Annotated in this window: 15 protein-coding genes; 7 read left to right on the top strand and 8 right to left on the bottom strand. The window is 68.3% G+C overall.

Annotated elements, in window-relative coordinates:
• Nucleotides 1–6: 6 nt before the first annotated feature.
• The 4 genes from rpmG to LDL21_RS02400 all read left to right on the top strand — a co-directional run bounded on the left by rpmG (nt 7) and on the right by LDL21_RS02400 (nt 1,272).
• Entirely contained in the window at nt 7–177 is a 171-nt protein-coding gene (gene rpmG / locus LDL21_RS02415) for a 50S ribosomal protein L33 (protein WP_011211511.1), read from the top strand.
• The gene (rpsN, locus tag LDL21_RS02410; protein ID WP_181696730.1) at nt 177–482 is read left to right on the top strand and encodes a 30S ribosomal protein S14; all 306 of its coding nucleotides are present in this window, start codon (nt 177–179) and stop codon (nt 480–482) included. The genes rpmG and rpsN overlap by 1 nt, the downstream gene beginning before the upstream one ends.
• 32 nt (nt 483–514) lie before the next feature.
• Entirely contained in the window at nt 515–772 is a 258-nt protein-coding gene (gene rpsR, locus LDL21_RS02405; RefSeq protein WP_067485410.1) for a 30S ribosomal protein S18, read from the top strand.
• A gap of 68 nt (nt 773–840) precedes the next feature.
• Nucleotides 841–1,272 carry a hypothetical protein gene (locus LDL21_RS02400; RefSeq protein ID WP_225278642.1) on the top strand — a complete coding sequence of 144 codons (432 nt, stop codon included), beginning with the start codon at nt 841–843 and terminating at the stop codon, nt 1,270–1,272.
• A 55-nt stretch (nt 1,273–1,327) separates the two neighbouring features.
• Here LDL21_RS02400 and purH read toward each other — a convergent pair whose 3' ends face one another.
• From purH to sucC, 6 genes are all read right to left on the bottom strand, one after another.
• Nucleotides 1,328–2,893, bottom strand: a complete 1,566-nt coding sequence (gene purH, locus LDL21_RS02395) for a bifunctional phosphoribosylaminoimidazolecarboxamide formyltransferase/IMP cyclohydrolase (protein ID WP_225278641.1) — start codon at nt 2,891–2,893, stop codon at nt 1,328–1,330.
• On the bottom strand, nt 2,890–3,546 hold the full coding sequence (gene purN / locus LDL21_RS02390; RefSeq protein ID WP_225279214.1) for a phosphoribosylglycinamide formyltransferase: 657 nt from the start codon (nt 3,544–3,546) through the stop codon (nt 2,890–2,892). The genes purH and purN overlap by 4 nt, the downstream gene beginning before the upstream one ends.
• Before the next feature lie 56 nt (nt 3,547–3,602).
• A complete protein-coding gene (locus tag LDL21_RS02385) occupies nt 3,603–5,111 on the bottom strand; it encodes a cell division protein PerM (RefSeq protein ID WP_225278640.1) in 1,509 nt (502 codons plus the stop codon).
• Nucleotides 5,112–5,226: 115 nt separating this feature from the next.
• Nucleotides 5,227–6,261 (bottom strand): DUF5336 domain-containing protein, encoded by a 1,035-nt coding sequence (locus LDL21_RS02380; protein ID WP_181696733.1) that lies wholly within the window; start codon nt 6,259–6,261, stop codon nt 5,227–5,229.
• A 200-nt stretch (nt 6,262–6,461) separates the two neighbouring features.
• The gene (gene sucD / locus LDL21_RS02375; RefSeq protein ID WP_067485390.1) at nt 6,462–7,379 is read right to left on the bottom strand and encodes a succinate--CoA ligase subunit alpha; all 918 of its coding nucleotides are present in this window, start codon (nt 7,377–7,379) and stop codon (nt 6,462–6,464) included.
• A gap of 12 nt (nt 7,380–7,391) precedes the next feature.
• A complete protein-coding gene (gene sucC / locus LDL21_RS02370) occupies nt 7,392–8,558 on the bottom strand; it encodes an ADP-forming succinate--CoA ligase subunit beta (RefSeq protein ID WP_067485387.1) in 1,167 nt (388 codons plus the stop codon).
• A gap of 514 nt (nt 8,559–9,072) precedes the next feature.
• Between sucC and LDL21_RS02365 the strand changes: the two genes are divergently transcribed.
• Entirely contained in the window at nt 9,073–10,140 is a 1,068-nt protein-coding gene (locus tag LDL21_RS02365) for a M23 family metallopeptidase (protein ID WP_225278639.1), read from the top strand.
• Between the two features lie 56 nt (nt 10,141–10,196).
• The gene (locus LDL21_RS02360; RefSeq protein WP_225278638.1) at nt 10,197–11,588 is read left to right on the top strand and encodes a DUF1731 domain-containing protein; all 1,392 of its coding nucleotides are present in this window, start codon (nt 10,197–10,199) and stop codon (nt 11,586–11,588) included.
• A gap of 88 nt (nt 11,589–11,676) precedes the next feature.
• Here LDL21_RS02360 and pcrA read toward each other — a convergent pair whose 3' ends face one another.
• Nucleotides 11,677–14,274 (bottom strand): DNA helicase PcrA, encoded by a 2,598-nt coding sequence (pcrA, locus tag LDL21_RS02355; RefSeq protein ID WP_225278637.1) that lies wholly within the window; start codon nt 14,272–14,274, stop codon nt 11,677–11,679.
• Nucleotides 14,275–14,609: 335 nt separating this feature from the next.
• On the opposite strand from pcrA, the gene LDL21_RS02350 reads away from it, so the two are divergent.
• Nucleotides 14,610–14,903: a chorismate mutase gene (locus LDL21_RS02350; protein ID WP_133733847.1), complete on the top strand. Its 294-nt coding sequence runs from the start codon at nt 14,610–14,612 to the stop codon at nt 14,901–14,903.
• A gap of 95 nt (nt 14,904–14,998) precedes the next feature.
• Here LDL21_RS02350 and LDL21_RS02345 read toward each other — a convergent pair whose 3' ends face one another.
• Complete coding sequence (locus tag LDL21_RS02345) at nt 14,999–16,456, bottom strand: NAD-dependent succinate-semialdehyde dehydrogenase (RefSeq protein WP_225278636.1); 1,458 nt, start codon at nt 16,454–16,456, stop codon at nt 14,999–15,001.
• Between the last annotated feature and the right edge of the window lie 177 nt (nt 16,457–16,633).

Genomic DNA, 16,633 nt, shown 5'->3' with positions numbered 1-16,633 from the left:
GCACCCATGGCCTCGAAATCGACCGAACTGCGGCCGATCGTCAAACTCAAGTCCACCGCGGGCACCGGCTACACCTACGTCACCCGCAAGAACCGCCGCAACGACCCCGACCGGATGGTCCTGCGCAAATACGACCCCGTCGTGCGCAAGCACGTCGACTTCCGCGAGGAGCGCTGATGGCGAAGAAGTCGAAGATCGCCCGCAACGAGCAGCGGCGCGTGATCGTCGAGCGCTACGCCGCGCGCCGTGCCGAGCTCAAGGAGATCATCCGCAAGCCGAGCACCGGCGACGACGAGCGCGCCGCGGCCCAGGCCGAACTGCGCGCCCAGCCCCGCGATGCCAGTCCGGTACGATTGCGCAATCGGGATGCAGCCGATGGCCGGCCACGCGGTCATCTCCGCAAGTTCGGGCTCTCCCGTATACGTGTGCGCGAGATGGCCCACCGGGGCGAGCTCCCTGGGGTCCACAAATCGAGCTGGTAGACACCCACTGATCTCGTGAGAAGGAAAATCCCATGGCAGTGAAGCGAGCACCGTCCAAGAAGGCACGCGCCGAGCAGGGCCGCAAGCCGAAGAAGAACCCGCTGATCGCCGCGGGCATCGAGTACGTCGACTACAAAGACGTCAACCTGCTGCGCACCTTCATCTCCGATCGCGGCAAGATCCGTAGCCGCCGCGTCACCGGGCTGACCCCGCGGCAGCAGCGTCAGGTCGCCGTCGCGGTGAAGAACGCGCGCGAGATGGCGTTGCTGCCGTTCACGACCACCAAGTGAGCTCGTGACAGACGGCCCCGGAGCTGGTGCTCCGGGGCCGTTTTCGTGCCGTGGCTAGGGTGGACGCCATGAGATCGCTGTCGCGCCGCTTCGCCCTCGTCGCGAGCCTGGCCGTGCTGTTCGCACCGGCCTGCGCGAGTTCCGGGGACACCACACCCACCTCGGCACCGACGAACACCCGCCCGGAAAGCACCGGGCCCGACATCGGTCGGCCGTTCACCGCCGACCCGAACCTGGTCGACCCACGCCCACTGCCGTTCACCGCGTGGCGCCGGGTGGGCGAGACCACCATCGCGGTCGACTTCCAGACCGGCAATCCCCAGTGCAACGGCGTCGACGCCACCGTCACCGAAACGGCCGACACGGTCACCGTCGCACTGCGTGCCGGTACCCCCGCCGACGCCGTCGGGCGGATGTGCACGATGGAGGCCGTCCTCGGCACGCTGGAGATCACCCTCGACGCGCCGCTCGGCTCCCGGCAGATCGTCGACGCGGCCTGAAACGGCAACGGGTGCCGCACCGTGACGGCGCGGCACCCGTTGCGGGGCAAGCGAATCAGTGCGCGAAGTGGCGCGCCCCGGTGAGGTACAGCGTGACGCCCGCTTCCTTGCACAGCTCCACGGTGTCCTTGTCGCGGATCGAACCACCCGGGTGGACGATGGCGCGCACGCCCGCGGCGACCAGGATCTGCGGGCCGTCGGAGAACGGGAAGAAGGCATCCGAGGCGGCGACCGAGCCCTTGGCCCGCTCCCCCGCACGTTCCACGGCGAGCTTGCAGGAGTCGACCCGGTTCACCTGGCCCATGCCGACGCCGACAGCGGCGCCGTCGTCGGCCAGCAGGATCGCGTTCGACTTCACCGCACGGCAAGCGCGCCAAGCGAATTCGAGGTCGGCCAGCGTGGTGGCGTCGGCGGGATCACCGGCGGCGAGAGTCCAGTTGGCCGGGTCGTCGCCCGCGGCGTCGAGCACGTCGCGGTCCTGCAGCAGCGCACCGCCGCTGATCGGACGCAGTTCCACACCCTTGCGGCGCGGCGGCTCGGCGACCAGCACGCGCACGTTCTTCTTGCGCTGCAGCACCTCGACGGCACCCGGCGCGTAACCGGGAGCGACGATCACCTCGGTGAAGATCTCGGCGACCTGCTCGGCCATCTCGACGCTCACCTCACGGTTGGCGGCGATCACGCCACCGTAGGCGCTCACCGGATCGGTGGCATGTGCCTTGCGGTGGGCCTCGGCGATATCGGCGCCGACGGCGATGCCACACGGGTTGGCGTGCTTGATGACCGCCACGGCGGGCTCGTCGAAGTCGAACGCGGCGCGCCAGGCGGCGTCACCGTCGGTGTAGTTGTTGTACGACATCTCCTTGCCGTGCAACTGCTGCGCCTGCGCGATGCCGACGGTGCCGTCGTTGCTGGTGTACAGCGCGGCGGCCTGGTGCGGGTTCTCGCCGTAGCGCAGCACCGCGGCCCGCTCCCACGAACCGGCGACCCAGCTCGGGAACTGCTCGGTCTCGGGCTGCACGGCGGGCACGGCGACCGAGCCCATCCAGCTCGCCACGGCCACGTCGTAGTTCGCGGTGTGCTGGAAAGCCTTGGCGGCCAACGCGGTCCGCTCGGCGAGGGTGAAGCCGCCCGACTTCACGGCCGCGAGCACGTCGTCGTAGTCGGTGACGTCGACGACCACACCCACCGAGGGGTGGTTCTTGGCGGCGGCACGCACCATCGACGGACCGCCGATGTCGATCTGCTCCACGCACTCGTCCACACCGGCGCCGCTGGCCACGGTCTGGGTGAACGGGTAGAGGTTGACCACCACCAGCTCGAACGCCTCGACACCGAGCTCGACGAGCTGGTCGAGGTGCTCGGCGCGGCGGGTGTCGGCCAGGATGCCGGCGTGCACGCGCGGGTGCAGCGTCTTCACGCGGCCGTCGAGGGTCTCCGGGAAACCGGTCAGGTCCTCGACCCGGGTGACCGGAATGCCCGCCTCGGCGATCTTGCCCGCGGTCGAACCGGTCGACACCAGCTCCACGCCCGCGGCGTGCAGTCCGGTGGCCAGCTCGACGAGCCCGGTCTTGTCGTAGACGCTCACCAGCGCCCTGCGGATCGCCTTACGTTCACTCACCGGTGTGCTCGCTCATCTGGTATCTCTGCCTTTCGTCCGTCGGAGACAATGCCTCGCGTCGCGACGGCGGCGATGACCTGCGCCAGCAACCGTCGCTCGACAACCTTGATGCGCTCGTGCAGCGCGGCCTCGTCGTCGCCGGGCAGCACGTCGACCGCCTCCTGCGCGAGGATCGGGCCCGTGTCGACCCCGCCGTCGACCAGGTGCACCGTGCAGCCGGTGACCTTGGCGCCGTAAGCCAGCGCGTCACGCACACCGTGCGCGCCGGGGAACGACGGCAGCAGCGCGGGATGGGTATTGATGAATCGGCCACCGAAGCGTTCCAGGAACGCGGGGCCGACGATCTTCATGAAGCCGGCCGAGACGACCAGGTCGGGTTCGTAGGCCGCGACCGCGTCGGCGAGCGCGCGGTCCCAGGCGGCCCGGTCGCCGAAATCCTTGACCGCGACCCGGAAGTGGTCGACGCCCGCGGCCTCGGCGTGTTCGGTGGCCTGGCACACCCGGTCGACACCGACGGCGACGATCTTCGCCGGGTAACCGGGTTCGCGGGCGGCGGCCAGCAGTGCGTTGAGCAGCGAGCCGGTGCCCGAGGCGAGGACGACGACGGTGGCCGGGGTCCGGGCGGGCTTCCACTGGGCAAACGAGGACGTCAGCGCTCTACTCCTGCGTGTGGTCGGGTGGCGGCGATCGACAATGCGCCGGGTCGAGCTTAACGACCGGTGTCCCCGTCACCCTCCGGCAGGTCCGGCTCCACCACCTCGGCGTCGACGATGTCGTCGGTCGGTGGGGTCGTCGAGCCGGGGGCGGCGATGCTCACCTCGGGTTCGTCGTCGATGTCCTCGACGAGTTCGGCGTCGACTTCCACGGCCGGGTCGGCGGGGTATTCGTGGTCGTCGTCGGCGTAGTCGTGATCGTCGGCGTAGTCGTCGCCTTCGTCGTGCTCGCCTTCGTCGTCCTCGTAGTAGTAGTCGTCCTCGTCGTAGGAGTAGTCGTCGTATTCGACGGCCGGTGCGAGGAAGCGGCGGGCGAAGACCATGCCGACGAAGCCGCCGAAACCGAACCAGGTGACCATCAGCACGACCAGCATCAACAGATCGGGCCCCACCCAACCGACGGCCCCGAGCTGACCGCTGCTCAGGATCGACAGGATCAGGAAGGTGAGGGTCGACAGGCCGGCACAGGTGAGCGTCGCCCACGGCGCACCGGGGCGATCATCGCTCGTACGGCCGAGTTCCACACCGCCGAGCACGCCGACGGCCAGCGGCACGAGCAGCAGCACCGGCCACCACGCGGCGGCGGGACCGGTGGGCAGCGGGATCAACGCGGGCACCGGCGGCACCTGCCCGGCGCTCACACCGAACAACCCCACCGACCCGACCCCGAACTGCACCGCGGCGCCGCTGAGCATCCCGGCGGCGCCGACGATCACGTTCGGCAGGTAGAGCAGCGAGAGCAGGGTCATGCCGAGCACATCGGTCACATCGTGTGCCTGCTGATACGTCTCGCCGACGCGGGACAGGTGCGTGCAGAACGAGATCACGGTCGCCAGCGCCGCGCAGCCGAGCATGCGCAGCACGGTGCGGCGGGCGGCGCGCGCACCGAGTACCGCCCACTCCGGGATATCAACGGGGAGGAGCGCACACAGCGAATCCCACGCGCGGGCGCAGATCCCGGCGGCAGCCGCGACCAGGTACAGCACCAGCACCCAGCCGAAAGCGGTGACGACACCGGGCGGTTCGAGTGGCGTGACGCCCGCAGCATCGCCGACAACGGCCAGGCACACCGAAGTCATGACGAGCGGCCCGGCGAGTACGGCGGCGGTGAGCCAGCCCAGGTCGACCGGCGTCGGCCGGTCCGGCACGGCCCGTGCGCATTCGCGGGCGGACAGCCACACCAGCACGACGGTCGGCACCAGCGGCAGCAGACCGAGGGAGGTCCGGCCGACGGTGAGCGGAATCTGATGGGCCGCAAGCCAAGTCGCCGCGACCGCGCCCGGCGCACTGGTGAGCTCGGTGCCCGAAGTGAGCATCACCAGCAGCACCACGACGATCATGGCCGTCAGCGCGCAGATCGTCGGCCGGGCGGCGACGAGCAGCAGGGTCCGCGCCCGGTCCGGTGGCAGCGACCACCAGGCGTGTTCCGGGCCGGAGGGTGCGGCGGTAGTCTCCCCGCCGCGTGACCCGGAGGTCCGGCGCACGAGGGCGTTACGGGAGCTCATGACAATTCAGCGTGGCAGCTTCCCCGGCGAGCGCGGGTCAGGCGCGCCGCGAGCCCACAGGCACACCTGTGGGCTCGCGATCGAAACCTGGGGCCACAACCAGCCGTCGGTTTTCCTACTTCTGGTCGTCGCTGGGACGGAACGCGGTGGTCGCGTCGGCCGCCGGGTCGGCGTTCTGCTCGCCACCGAACGGCTGACTCTGCCCGGGCTGCGGGGCCGAACCCTGCTGCGCACCACCGTAATTGGGCGCACCGAACGGCTGACCACCCGGCTGACCGGTCGGCTGGCCGCCGAAGGTCTGGGTGGCGCTCTCATCGGGACGCGGCTGCGCCTGCGGGGCCCCACCGTAAGGCTGCTGCTGCGGCGCGGCGCCGTACTGCTGGCCGTACGGCGACTGCTGCTGCGGCTGACCGTAACCCTGCTGCTGACCCTGCTGACCGTAGGACGGCTGCTGTGCCTGCGGCATCGACGGCGAACTCTGCTGGCCGTAGGGCGACTGCGTGGGGTACTGCCCACCGGTCGAGGCCTGGCCGTAGCCACCCTGACCGAAGGACTGCTGCTGACCCGGCTGGCCGTATCCCTGCTGCCCGTAACCCTGCTGGCCGTACTGGCCGTACTGGCCCGGCTGCTGCGGCTGTGCGGGCTTGGGCGCCGGCGGCTTGATGATGCCCAGCTGGAACAGCAGCGCGACCACGAGCAGAACGGTCACGATGAAGGCGAAGACCGAGACGACGAAGGCGCCCCACTGCAGTTCCGCGCTCTCGATGCTGATGAGCGCCACCACGACGCCCACGAATCCGGCCGCGGCGAGAGCGACGGCCACGGGGAGGTTGTTCAGCTTGGGCAGAAGCGACAGACCGGCCACGATCGCGGCGGCCAGGATCAGCGCCGCGTAACCGCCCGCACTGGAATCGAACATACTGCTGGTCTCGGTTTTCGCCCCGAGGGAGAAACCGATGAACGGCGCGAAGCCGAGCAGGAAGGTGACAACACCGAGTCCGGCGCCCGCGGCGGTGAGAATGAAGGGCAGCCCCTTGGCGCCACCGTCGTCCACGGACGCAGCCGCGGCGGCTCCGGTGCTCGGGCCCTGTGTGGGCGCGGCGGGTGTCGCGGGTGCGTTGTACCCGGAGCCCCCTGTCGGGTAGGACATGTCGTCGTCTCCTTGTCGAGTCGTGCGCATCGGTCGCGTCGAACTGACTGGTGCCTGATCCGATACCTGACGCTACTGCACGCCACGCCCGCGGTCATCACCTACCGATGCAGGCTGTGGATAAACCACCGCCTGTGGATGAATCGACGAAGGCCGCCCAGGCTAAACCTGAAAGCGGCCTTCGACAGTGTGATTTGGAATTACGCAGAGGCGATGGACGCCTTCTCCAGGATCTCGCGAGCGAGCGCGGCGGTGGCGGACGGCGTCTTGCCGACCTTCACACCCGCTGCCTCGAGCGCTTCCTGCTTGGCCTGCGCGGTGCCACCACCACTGGACACGATCGCGCCCGCGTGGCCCATGGTCTTGCCCTCGGGGGCGGTGAAGCCCGCGACGTAGCCGACGACCGGCTTGGTCACGTTGGCCTTGATGTAGGCCGCGGCACGCTCTTCGGCGTCGCCACCGATCTCGCCGATCATCACGATGATCTTGGTCTCGGGGTCCTTCTCGAACGCCTCGATGGCGTCGATGTGGGTGGTGCCGATGACCGGGTCGCCGCCGATGCCGATCGCGGTGGAGAAACCGAAATCGCGCAGCTCGTACATCATCTGGTAGGTCAGCGTGCCCGACTTCGACACCAGGCCGATCGGGCCCTTGCCGGTGATGTTGTTCGGGGTGATGCCGACCAGCGCCTCACCGGGGGTGATGATGCCGGGGCAGTTCGGGCCGATGATGCGGGTCTTCTCGCCCTTTTCGACGTTGTAGGCCCACGCGTAGGCGGAGTCCTGCACCGGGATGCCCTCGGTGATGACCACGAGCAGCGGGATCTCCGCGTCGATGGCCTCGATGATGGCGTCCTTCGAGAAGGCCGGGGGCACGAACGCGATGGAGGTGTCGGCGCCGGTCTTCTCCATGGCCTCGGCCACCGAAGCGAACACGGGCAGCTCGATCTCGTTGCCGTCTTTGTCGGTGTGCTTGACCGTGGTACCGGCCTTGCGGGCGTTGACGCCACCGACGACGTTGGTGCCCGCCTTCAGCATCAGCGCGGTGTGCTTGGTGCCCTCGCCGCCGGTGATGCCCTGGACGATGACCTTGTTGTCCTTGTTCAGGAAGATGGACATGTTCGCTGTTCCTTACTTCGCTGCGGCGAGTTCGGCAGCCTTGTCGGCGCCCTCGTCCATGGTCTGGGCCAGCGTCACCAGCGGGTGGTTGGCCTCGGCGAGGATGCGACGACCCTCTTCGACGTTGTTGCCGTCCAGGCGAACGACCAGCGGCTTGGTGGCCGCGTCACCGAGCACCTCCAGCGCGCCGACGATGCCGTTGGCCACGGCGTCGCACGCGGTGATGCCACCGAAGACGTTGACGAACACGCTCTTGACCTGCGCGTCACCGAGGATCACGTCAAGACCCGCGGCCATCACGGAAGCCGAAGCGCCGCCGCCGATGTCGAGGAAGTTGGCCGGCTTCACGCCGCCGTGGTTCTCGCCCGCGTAGGCGACGACGTCCAGTGTCGACATGACGAGACCGGCGCCGTTGCCGATGATGCCGACCTCACCGTCGAGCTTGACGTAGTTGAGGTCGTTCTCCTTGGCCTTGAGCTCGAGCGGGTCGGTCGCGTCGACGTCGGCGAACTCGAGGTGGCCGGGCTGACGGAACTCGGCGTTCTCGTCCAGGGTGACCTTGCCGTCGAGGGCGAGGATCTCGTCGTTCGGGGTGCGCACCAGCGGGTTGACCTCGACCAGGGTGGTGTCTTCCTTGGTGAAGACCTCCCACAGCTTCTGGATGGTCACGGCCGCGGCGTCGAGCACCTCGGCGGGCAGGTGGCCCTTCTCCGCGATCTCGCGGGCGAAGGTCAGGTCGACACCCTTCACGGCGTCGACGGGGATCTTGGCCAGACGCTCGGGGGTCTTCTCCGCGACCTCTTCGATCTCCATGCCGCCCTCGACCGAACACATGGCCAGGTAGGTGCGGTTGGAGCGGTCGAGCAGGAAGGAGATGTAGTACTCCTCCGCGATGTCCTTGGCCTCGGCGACCAGGAGCTTCTTGACGATGTGGCCCTTGATGTCGAGGCCGAGGATGTTCTGCGCGTGGGTGAACGCGTCTTCCGGGGTGGCGGCGTACTTCACGCCACCCGCCTTGCCGCGACCGCCTACCTTGACCTGCGCCTTGACCATGACCGGCTTGCCGATTTCCTCGGCAATGGCGCGTGCTTCTTCGGCCGTGTCGCAAACACGACCCTCGGACGAAGGCACTCCGTGCTTAACGAAGAGCTCCTTCGCCTGATATTCGAAGAGATCCATGTACTCACCGTCTCGTCTGCGTTGCTATGACAACGTCTTTGTTGGCGGCCCGACTTGCCGTAGCGACTGGTTGCAGGTCGCTCGAGGGGTCAGCTAGCGGGTCGGTCGGACTCTAACTAGTCACGGGGAGGGCTAAACGACCACATTCATCCTAAGTGGCGCAGGTCACGACGGGTGCGGGGAGGTCACCAAAACCGCTGGCCAAGGCTACTGGTGAGTAGTTTTTCGGTGCCGTGGCAGGTCGGAACACCTAAAGGGGGAACACCCCGCCATCTACTACGTTATGTCGTCGATCGACCTCACCCGAAGTGTCGCGAATCGGTGAGTTATTCTGCAGCAATACGGTGACGAATCTCACAGACAAGTGTAGGTTCTCGACCAGCGCTTGCCACTCTGCAATCGCTTCGTTACCGTCAATGCGGTCGATGTCACAACCAGGTCACGACAACCAGGTCACGACTGGCAGGTCAGGACTGAGGAGGACGACAAGCTTGAGGAACGTCAGGCGTAGCCGATGAACCACCGCTCCACCTTCCCAGTTGAAGATCGCAACAGCTCAGGCCGCCGTTACCGGTACGCCGACGAGTTCACCTCGCACCCGCGCAGCCCCCGCGCCGCCGCGCCACAGCCGCAGCAGCCCGCCTGGCCGAGCACCGATTCCTGGCACACCGAGAACTCCTGGTCCGGGAACGACGCCTGGTCCGACAACGCCGCGTGGACGCCCGCCGAGGACGAATGGACCGCCGACGAGTCGGGCTCCTACGACTCCGGCACCTACGAAACAGACTGGGCGCCCGCCGAACCCGAGACCCCGGCACCCGAACCGCGTCGCGCCGAGCGGCGTGGCGGTGCCCACCGCGTGCCCGCACCGCCCACCGCGCTGAAGGGCCGCGCCGCCGTCATCGCCGTCGCCGCGGGCGCGGTCGTCGCGGCCGGCCAGGCCGCCATGGCCTCCCCGCAGCAGGCCGACTCCGGTGTCGACTACGAAGCCGCGGGTCAGATCCACGAGATCGCCGCCCAATCGATGAGCACCACCGAGGTCGCCGACCACGTCACCGGCTCGTCGCCGCAGGTACTCGACGCCACCGCCGTGGCCGACATGAGCCACTTCGACGACATCCTCGCCAAGGGCCAGAAGTTCGCCGAAGACCTGGCCGCCCAGGAGTCCGCCAAGCTGCGGCCCCTGTTCGCCAAATTCACCACCGGTAACTACACCTCCGGGTTCGGCGCCCGCTGGGGCGTGCAGCACCTCGGCATCGACGTGGCGGGTCCGATCGGCACCCCGATCTACGCGGTCGCCGACGGCACCGTCATCGAAGCGGGCCCCGCCTCCGGTTTCGGCATGTGGGTGCGCATCCTGCACGACGACGGCACCGTCACCATCTACGGTCACATCGACACCGCGACGGTCTCGCAGGGCGAACGGGTGATGGCGGGCGACCAGATCGCCACCATGGGCAACCGCGGCTTCTCCACCGGCCCGCACGTGCACTTCGAGGTGTGGCAGAACGGCACCGACAAGATCGACCCCATCCCGTGGCTCGCCACCCGTGGTATCAGCCTGGGCGCCCAGCGCGACTGAGGACGGGTGACCAGCAGCACGGTTCCGCTTTCCCGTTAGCGGGGTAGCGTTTTCGTATGGCTGGTACGACGAAGTACACGCAGTTCATTGCCCTGCCACCGGAATCGGTGTGGGCGGTGCTGGGGGATCTCACGCAGTGGCCGGAATGGAATCCGGGCGTGCGTGCGGTGCGGATGCACGGGCCTGTCGCCGTCGGTGCGACCGGTGACTATGTGCCCAACGGGAAACTGTCCGCGCGCGTGCACGAGCGGTTCGGCGCCCCCTTCACCGTGACAACTCTTGTGCCCGAACGTGAGCTGACCATCGAGCAGCCCGAGCCCGCCGGAAGCATGGTGCTCACCTGGCGGCTCGAACCGCGCGCGGGTGGAACCGAGGTCACTCAGGAACTGCGCTTCAGCGGTGTGTCCGCAGCGGCGATGCGGGCGGCGGCCGGACCGTTCATCGAAACCGGAGCCCGCGTGAACTTCTCGCGCCTGGCCCGGCTCGCCGGCCTCGTCCCGGCCGACGACGCCCTGAACGTGGTGATCGCCGGTGGCACCGGAGCGCTCGGCGTGCAGATCGCCGCCGACCTCACCTGCCGTGGTCAGCGCGTCACCCTGCTCACCCGGCGCCGCAACCCCGGAATACCGTTCCGGCAGACCGAATGGGACGGCCGCTCGGTCGGTGCCTGGGCCGCCGAACTCCGCGAACCCGGCCGGGTCGCGGTCGTCAACCTGGCGGGCAAACTCGTCGACTGCAGGCCGACCGAACGCAATATCGCCGAACTGCGCAGCAGCCGCGTCGATTCCACCACGGCACTGGTCGCCTCCGCCCGCACCCGTGACACCCCGGTCGACTACTGGGTGCAGGCCAGCACCACCGCCATCTGGTCGGACGCTGGCGAAACGCGCTGCACGGAAACAACACCCGTGCCCGAAGGGCTGCCACAGATGACCGGCGTCGCCGAGCCGTGGGAGCAGGCATTCGACCCGGCCCAGGCCGCGCACTGGACCATCCTGCGCACATCCATCGTGCTCGACCCGGACGCCCCGGCGCTCAAACGCCTGAGCCAGCTCACCAAGGCCGGGCTCGGCGGACGGGTCGGCCCCGGCGACCAATGGTTCAGCTGGATCCACATCGAGGACTGGCTGCGCATCGTGCGGGCCTGCCTCGGACTGGATCCCGAGGTGAGCATCCCCGACGGCATCCTGGTCGCCGCCACCGAGAACCCGGTCCGCAATGCCGAACTCATGGCGACGTTGCGCCGAATCCTGCATCGCCCGGCGGCCCCGCCGACACCGAAAGCGATCCTGTCGGTGGGCGCCGTGGTGCTGCGTTCGGATCCGGCACTCGGTCTCACCGGCCGCCACGCCACTTCGGAGGTGCTGCCGAAGACCGGCTTCACCTTCCAGTACCCCACCCTCGACGAGGCCCTCACCGACCTACTGCCCCGCACCCCCGCGAATTGAGCGTGCCGTCGGGGAGCTCGACTGCTGGCAGTCGGGCTCATGTCGGACCGTGAGGGCCGGGAGGTGGTTCAGTGGGTTGGCCACCAATTCACAACTTGACGATGGTTCGGCTGAATTGGGGGATCAAGCGGATCTTTCCGGCAGTGCCGAAGTCGATGGTGACCGTCGCCAGTGGGCCGACGCCGTCGGCGGCGACCACCCGGCCCAGGCCGTACTTGTCGTCGGTGACCCGATCACCCACGGCGAGAACGAGATCGGTGTTGTTGCGCTTCACCGCACCGCCGGGGGCCGGCCTGCGGGTGCCGGTGCCGCCGCGCACGCCCGGCCGCTGATCCCAGCCGTCGCCGCGCGTCCAGTCCCGGTCGAACCCGCTGTCCTCGCCGCGCCTGCGGCCACGCTGCACCGGCGACACCACCGGTTCGAGCCTGCGCCAATCCAGCAGATGCTGCGGAATCTCCTGCAGGAACCGCGATTCCGGGTTCGACACCGGCTGCCCCCAGCCCGACCGAACCACGGCTCGTGACAGGTACAGCCGCTGACGGGCGCGGGTGATGCCCACGTACGCGAGCCTGCGTTCCTCGGCCAGCTCGTTCGGATCGCCGAGCGCCCGCATGTGCGGGAACTGGCCGTCCTCCCAGCCGGTGACGAAAACGACCGGGAATTCCAGGCCCTTGGCTGTATGCAGGGTCATCATGGTGACCACCCCGGAGCCCTCGTCCGGGATCTGATCGGTATCGGCGACCAGCGACACCCGTTCGAGGAACGCCGCGAGCGAACCGGGTTCAGGTTCACCGTCGCCCACCTCGGGCAGCAGGCCCTCCTCGCGCGCGGCCTCGGCGTTGTTGAACGCCTCGGAACTGAATTCGCGGGCGACGCTGACCAATTCGTTGAGGTTGTCCAGCCGCGCGCCGTCCTGCGGGTCGTCGGAGGCCTCGAGTTCGGCGCGGTAGCCGGTGCGGTCGAGCACCGCGTCGACCACATTGCCCACATCGGGGTACTCGCTGTCGGCGCGCTGTCCGGCCGCCCGGATCTCGTCGAGCAGGTCGAGGAAACCGGCGATGGCCCGCTGCGCACGGGTATTGAGCAGCGCCACCTTGCCGTCGGCCGCGTCGCGCAGGGCCGCCGCGAAACCGATGTCGCGCTGCTCTGCGTGCACCGCGACACAGGCTTCGGCACGGTCGCCGATGCCACGGCGCGGGGTGTTGAGGATGCGGCGCAGGCTCACGGCGTCGTCGGGGTTCTCCAGCACGCGCAGGTAGGCCACCACATCGCGCACTTCCTTGCGCTCGTAGAAGCGGACCCCGCCGACCACCTTGTACGGCAGCCCCATGCGGATGAAGATCTCTTCCAGCGCACGCGAATTGTTGTTGGTGCGGTAGAACACCGCCACATCACCGTAGGTGGCCTCGCCCGCGTCGACCAACCGGTCGATTTCCTTCGCGACGAACGAGGCCTCGTCGTGTTCGTTGTCGGCGACGTAGCCCGTGATGAGCTCGCCCTCACCGGAATCGGTCCACAGCTTCTTCTCACGCCTGCCCTCGTTGCGGGCGATCACGGCGTTGGCCGCCGACAGGATGTGCTGGGTGGAGCGGTAGTTCTGCTCCAGCAGAATGGTTTCGGCGTCGGGGAAATCGCGTTCGAATTCCTCGATATTGCGGATGGTCGCACCGCGGAAGGCGTAGATGGACTGGTCGGCGTCGCCGACGACGCACAGCTCGCCGGGCGGCACCTGCTCGTCGCCGGAATCGCCGTGGTGGCCGACGAGTTCGCGCACCAGCACGTACTGGGCGTGGTTGGTGTCCTGGTACTCGTCGACGAGAACGTGCCGGAACCGGCGCCGGTAGTACTCGGCCACCTGCGGGTGGTTCTGCAGCAGCGCGACCGTCTCACCGATCAGATCGTCGAAATCGAGCGCATTGGCCGCACGCAGCCGCTTCTGGTATTCGCCGTACACGCGGGCGACCAGCGCGGGCAGTTCGGTGTCGTCGGCCTCGGCGTCGCGGGCGGCTTGTTCGGGCCCGATCAATTCGTTCTTCAAATTGGAGATGGCCGTCGACAGCAGCCGCGCCGAATATTTTTTGGTGTCGATGTCGAAATCGCGGCTGATCATCGTGAGCAATCGGCGCGAATCGTCGGCATCGTAGATGGAGAAATTCGAATTCAGACCCGGCAGCAAAGCCGCCTGCATGCGAAGAATGCGCACACAGCTGGAATGGAAAGTCGATACCCACATGCTCGCGGCGCGCGGACCGACGAGCCCGGCCACCCGCTCCCGCATCTCGGCAGCAGCCTTGTTGGTGAACGTGATCGCCAGGATCTGCCCGGTCTGCACTCCGCGTGCGGCGAGCAGGTAGGCGATGCGGCGGGTGAGCACGGCCGTTTTGCCCGAGCCCGCTCCCGCCACGATCAGCAGCGGCGAACCGGCGTGCACCACGGCGGCACGCTGCTGTGGGTTGAGCCCGTCGAGCAGCCGCTCGGTTTCCTCGGCGCGACGCTGTTCGCGCTCCTTGCGGCGCTGTTCCTGCTCGGCGCTGTGCCGGGCCGCCGCCTCGGCCAGACCGCTGCGAGCCACACCACCGCCACCGCCGTCACCCTGCGGTGCGGCGGTGCTGTCTGGTGCCGCGACCGGGGTGTTCGGCGCGGTGGACGATGTTTCGTCTGCGGAGGGAGCGACCGTGATATCCATCGTCTGTCCACGCTACCGGCGGGCACCGACAAGCGGCCAACCGCCGTCGGCGCGGCCACCGGCCGGCAAACCGCGGGTGAACCGGATGACGACCGGTGTCGTACCCACCCGTGTGAATGTTCTCAGCGGATTCACAAACACAACTGTTTTGCATACCTACCGACCCGTGGCAGACTGGGCCGCGTGGTCAGCGCCGCTTCGCCTGTCCGGATCGGCAATCGATCCGATATCGTGGCGGCAGGCGCCCAGCCGGAAAGTTTTTCAGGGTGAAGGAACAGATCGGTAACACGACGTCCGTATCGACCGATCCCAGTTCTGACACGAGGAGATGAATGATGAGCACCCCTGCTACAACCGCCGGGTCAGAGGCGGCACTGCCGCAATCGGAGGCGGAGATCGAGAAGCTTCGCCTCGAAATCGACGAACTCGACGCCACCATCCTCGCCGCGATCAAACGCCGGAGCGAAATTTCGCGGATCATCGGGCGCACCCGGATGGCCTCTGGGGGGCCCCGGCTGGTGCACAGCCGTGAGATGAAAGTGCTCGAACGCTTCAGTGAGCTCGGCCAGGAGGGTCACACCCTCGCCATGCTCCTGCTCCGCCTCGGTCGCGGACGTCTCGGCCGCTAGGCCGAACTCGAACCACGCGGCGGTCGTCCAGATCGCCGCTCACGAAAAGCCGCCCCGGGTGCGACAACATCCCCGGGGCGGTTATTTTTTTTCGCTCAGGTGAGGGCGATGTACTTCGTGTCCAGGTATTCCTCGATGCCCTCGGTCCCACCCTCGCGGCCGAAGCCCGACTCCTTGACGCCGCCGAAGGGCGCGGCCGGGTCGGAGATGACACCCCGGTTCACGCCGACCATGCCGGTCTCCATAGCCTCCGACACCCGAAGCGCACGATCCAGGTCGCGGGTGTAGACGTAGCTGACCAGCCCGTATTGCGTGTCGTTGGCGGCGGCGACGCCCTCCTCCTCGGTGTCGAAGGCGACGATCGGCGCGACCGGACCGAACACCTCCTCGCGCAGGATGCGGGCGGCGGGCGGAACTTCGGCGAGCACGGTGGCCGGGTAAAACCAGCCCGGCCCAACCGGGGTCTCCCCGCCGAGCAGCAGCTTCGCGCCGGTTTTCACCGCGTCGTCGACGAGTTCGGCGACGGTCTCGCGCTGCTCGGCGCTCACCAGCGGGCCGAGCGTCGTCGACGCGTCCGTCCCCGGCCCGAGCACCACCGATTCGGTCATCGCCGCCACCAGCTTCTCGGTGAATTCCGCGACGACGCCGCGCTGCACGTGGAACCGGTTGGCGGCCGTGCACGCCTCCCCGCCGTTGCGCAGTTTCGCCTGCATGGCACCGGCCACCGCGCTGTCGATGTCGGCGTCGTCGAACACCACGAAGGGCGCGTTGCCGCCCAGTTCCATGGAGGTACGCAGCAGCCGGTTCGCCGACGACGAGACCAGCTTCTTACCCACCTCGGTCGACCCGGTGAAGGTGAGCTTGCGCAGGCGCGGATCGTCGATCAGCGGGCCCGTGACGGCACCGGAACGGCTGGTTGTGACGACCGACAGCACACCGTCGGGCAGCCCGGCCTCGCTGCACAGGCGGGCCAGCGCGAGCATGGTCAGCGGCGTCGCCGACGCGGGCTTGACGATCATCGTGCAGCCGGCCGCCAGCGCCGGACCGATCTTGCGGGTGCCCATGGCCAGCGGGAAATTCCACGGCGTGATCGCCAGGCACGGGCCCACCGGTTGTTTGGCGACCATGATCCGCCCCGTGCCCGACGGCGCGTGCAGATACCGCCCGTGCACCCGCACCGCTTCCTCGCTGAACCACCGGAAGAACTCGGCGCCGTAGCGCACCTCGTTGCGGCTCTCCCCGAGCGCCTTGCCCATCTCGAGCGTCATCAGCAACGCGAACTCCTCGGCCCGCGCCGTGAGCTCGGTGAACACCGCCCGCAGGATCTCGCCGCGTTCCCGCGACGGCGTCTGCGCCCACTCCCGCCCGGCCGCCACCGCCGCGTCGAGCGCCCGCATCGCGTCCTCGGGCGTCGCATCCGCCACCTCGGTGATCACCGACCCGTCGGCCGGATTGTGCACGGGAAATGTGGCCCCGCCCGTAGCCTCCACCGGCCCCGACCCGATCCACAAACCCTTTGGTACGAACTCGATCACATCCCGTTCAGAAACCATGCCCCCACCCTATGCCGACCCCCCGGCCGAGAAGCCGCCAAACGCCACACGAATAACCCGGAAGGACCACCCGAACCCACCCTCGGCCACCAACTCGAATGCCGCCATAACCGCATCCCCAGCCCCGTACATCCCGACCTCGAGGAGGGATCGCCGACGAAGTCGGCGGTTCGCGGC

The sequence above is a fragment of the Nocardia rosealba genome, from assembly GCF_020216065.1.
GTDB classification, from domain to species: Bacteria; Actinomycetota; Actinomycetes; order Mycobacteriales; family Mycobacteriaceae; genus Nocardia; species Nocardia rosealba.
This window is presented reverse-complemented; position numbering and strand designations above follow the sequence as displayed.

Excerpts from the sequence above, each read along its gene's own strand:
- rpmG (WP_011211511.1), top strand. The coding sequence starts at position 7 with ATGGCCTCGAAATCGACCGAACTGCGGCCGATCGTCAAACTCAAGTCC.
- rpsN (WP_181696730.1), top strand. The coding sequence starts at position 177 with ATGGCGAAGAAGTCGAAGATCGCCCGCAACGAGCAGCGGCGCGTGATC.
- rpsR (WP_067485410.1), top strand. The coding sequence starts at position 515 with ATGGCAGTGAAGCGAGCACCGTCCAAGAAGGCACGCGCCGAGCAGGGC.
- LDL21_RS02400 (WP_225278642.1), top strand. The coding sequence starts at position 841 with ATGAGATCGCTGTCGCGCCGCTTCGCCCTCGTCGCGAGCCTGGCCGTG.
- LDL21_RS02385 (WP_225278640.1), bottom strand. The coding sequence starts at position 5,111 with ATGAGCTCCCGTAACGCCCTCGTGCGCCGGACCTCCGGGTCACGCGGC.
- LDL21_RS02380 (WP_181696733.1), bottom strand. The coding sequence starts at position 6,261 with ATGTCCTACCCGACAGGGGGCTCCGGGTACAACGCACCCGCGACACCC.
- sucD (WP_067485390.1), bottom strand. The coding sequence starts at position 7,379 with ATGTCCATCTTCCTGAACAAGGACAACAAGGTCATCGTCCAGGGCATC.
- sucC (WP_067485387.1), bottom strand. The coding sequence starts at position 8,558 with ATGGATCTCTTCGAATATCAGGCGAAGGAGCTCTTCGTTAAGCACGGA.
- LDL21_RS02365 (WP_225278639.1), top strand. The coding sequence starts at position 9,073 with ATGAACCACCGCTCCACCTTCCCAGTTGAAGATCGCAACAGCTCAGGC.
- LDL21_RS02360 (WP_225278638.1), top strand. The coding sequence starts at position 10,197 with ATGGCTGGTACGACGAAGTACACGCAGTTCATTGCCCTGCCACCGGAA.
- pcrA (WP_225278637.1), bottom strand. The coding sequence starts at position 14,274 with ATGGATATCACGGTCGCTCCCTCCGCAGACGAAACATCGTCCACCGCG.
- LDL21_RS02350 (WP_133733847.1), top strand. The coding sequence starts at position 14,610 with ATGAGCACCCCTGCTACAACCGCCGGGTCAGAGGCGGCACTGCCGCAA.
- LDL21_RS02345 (WP_225278636.1), bottom strand. The coding sequence starts at position 16,456 with ATGGTTTCTGAACGGGATGTGATCGAGTTCGTACCAAAGGGTTTGTGG.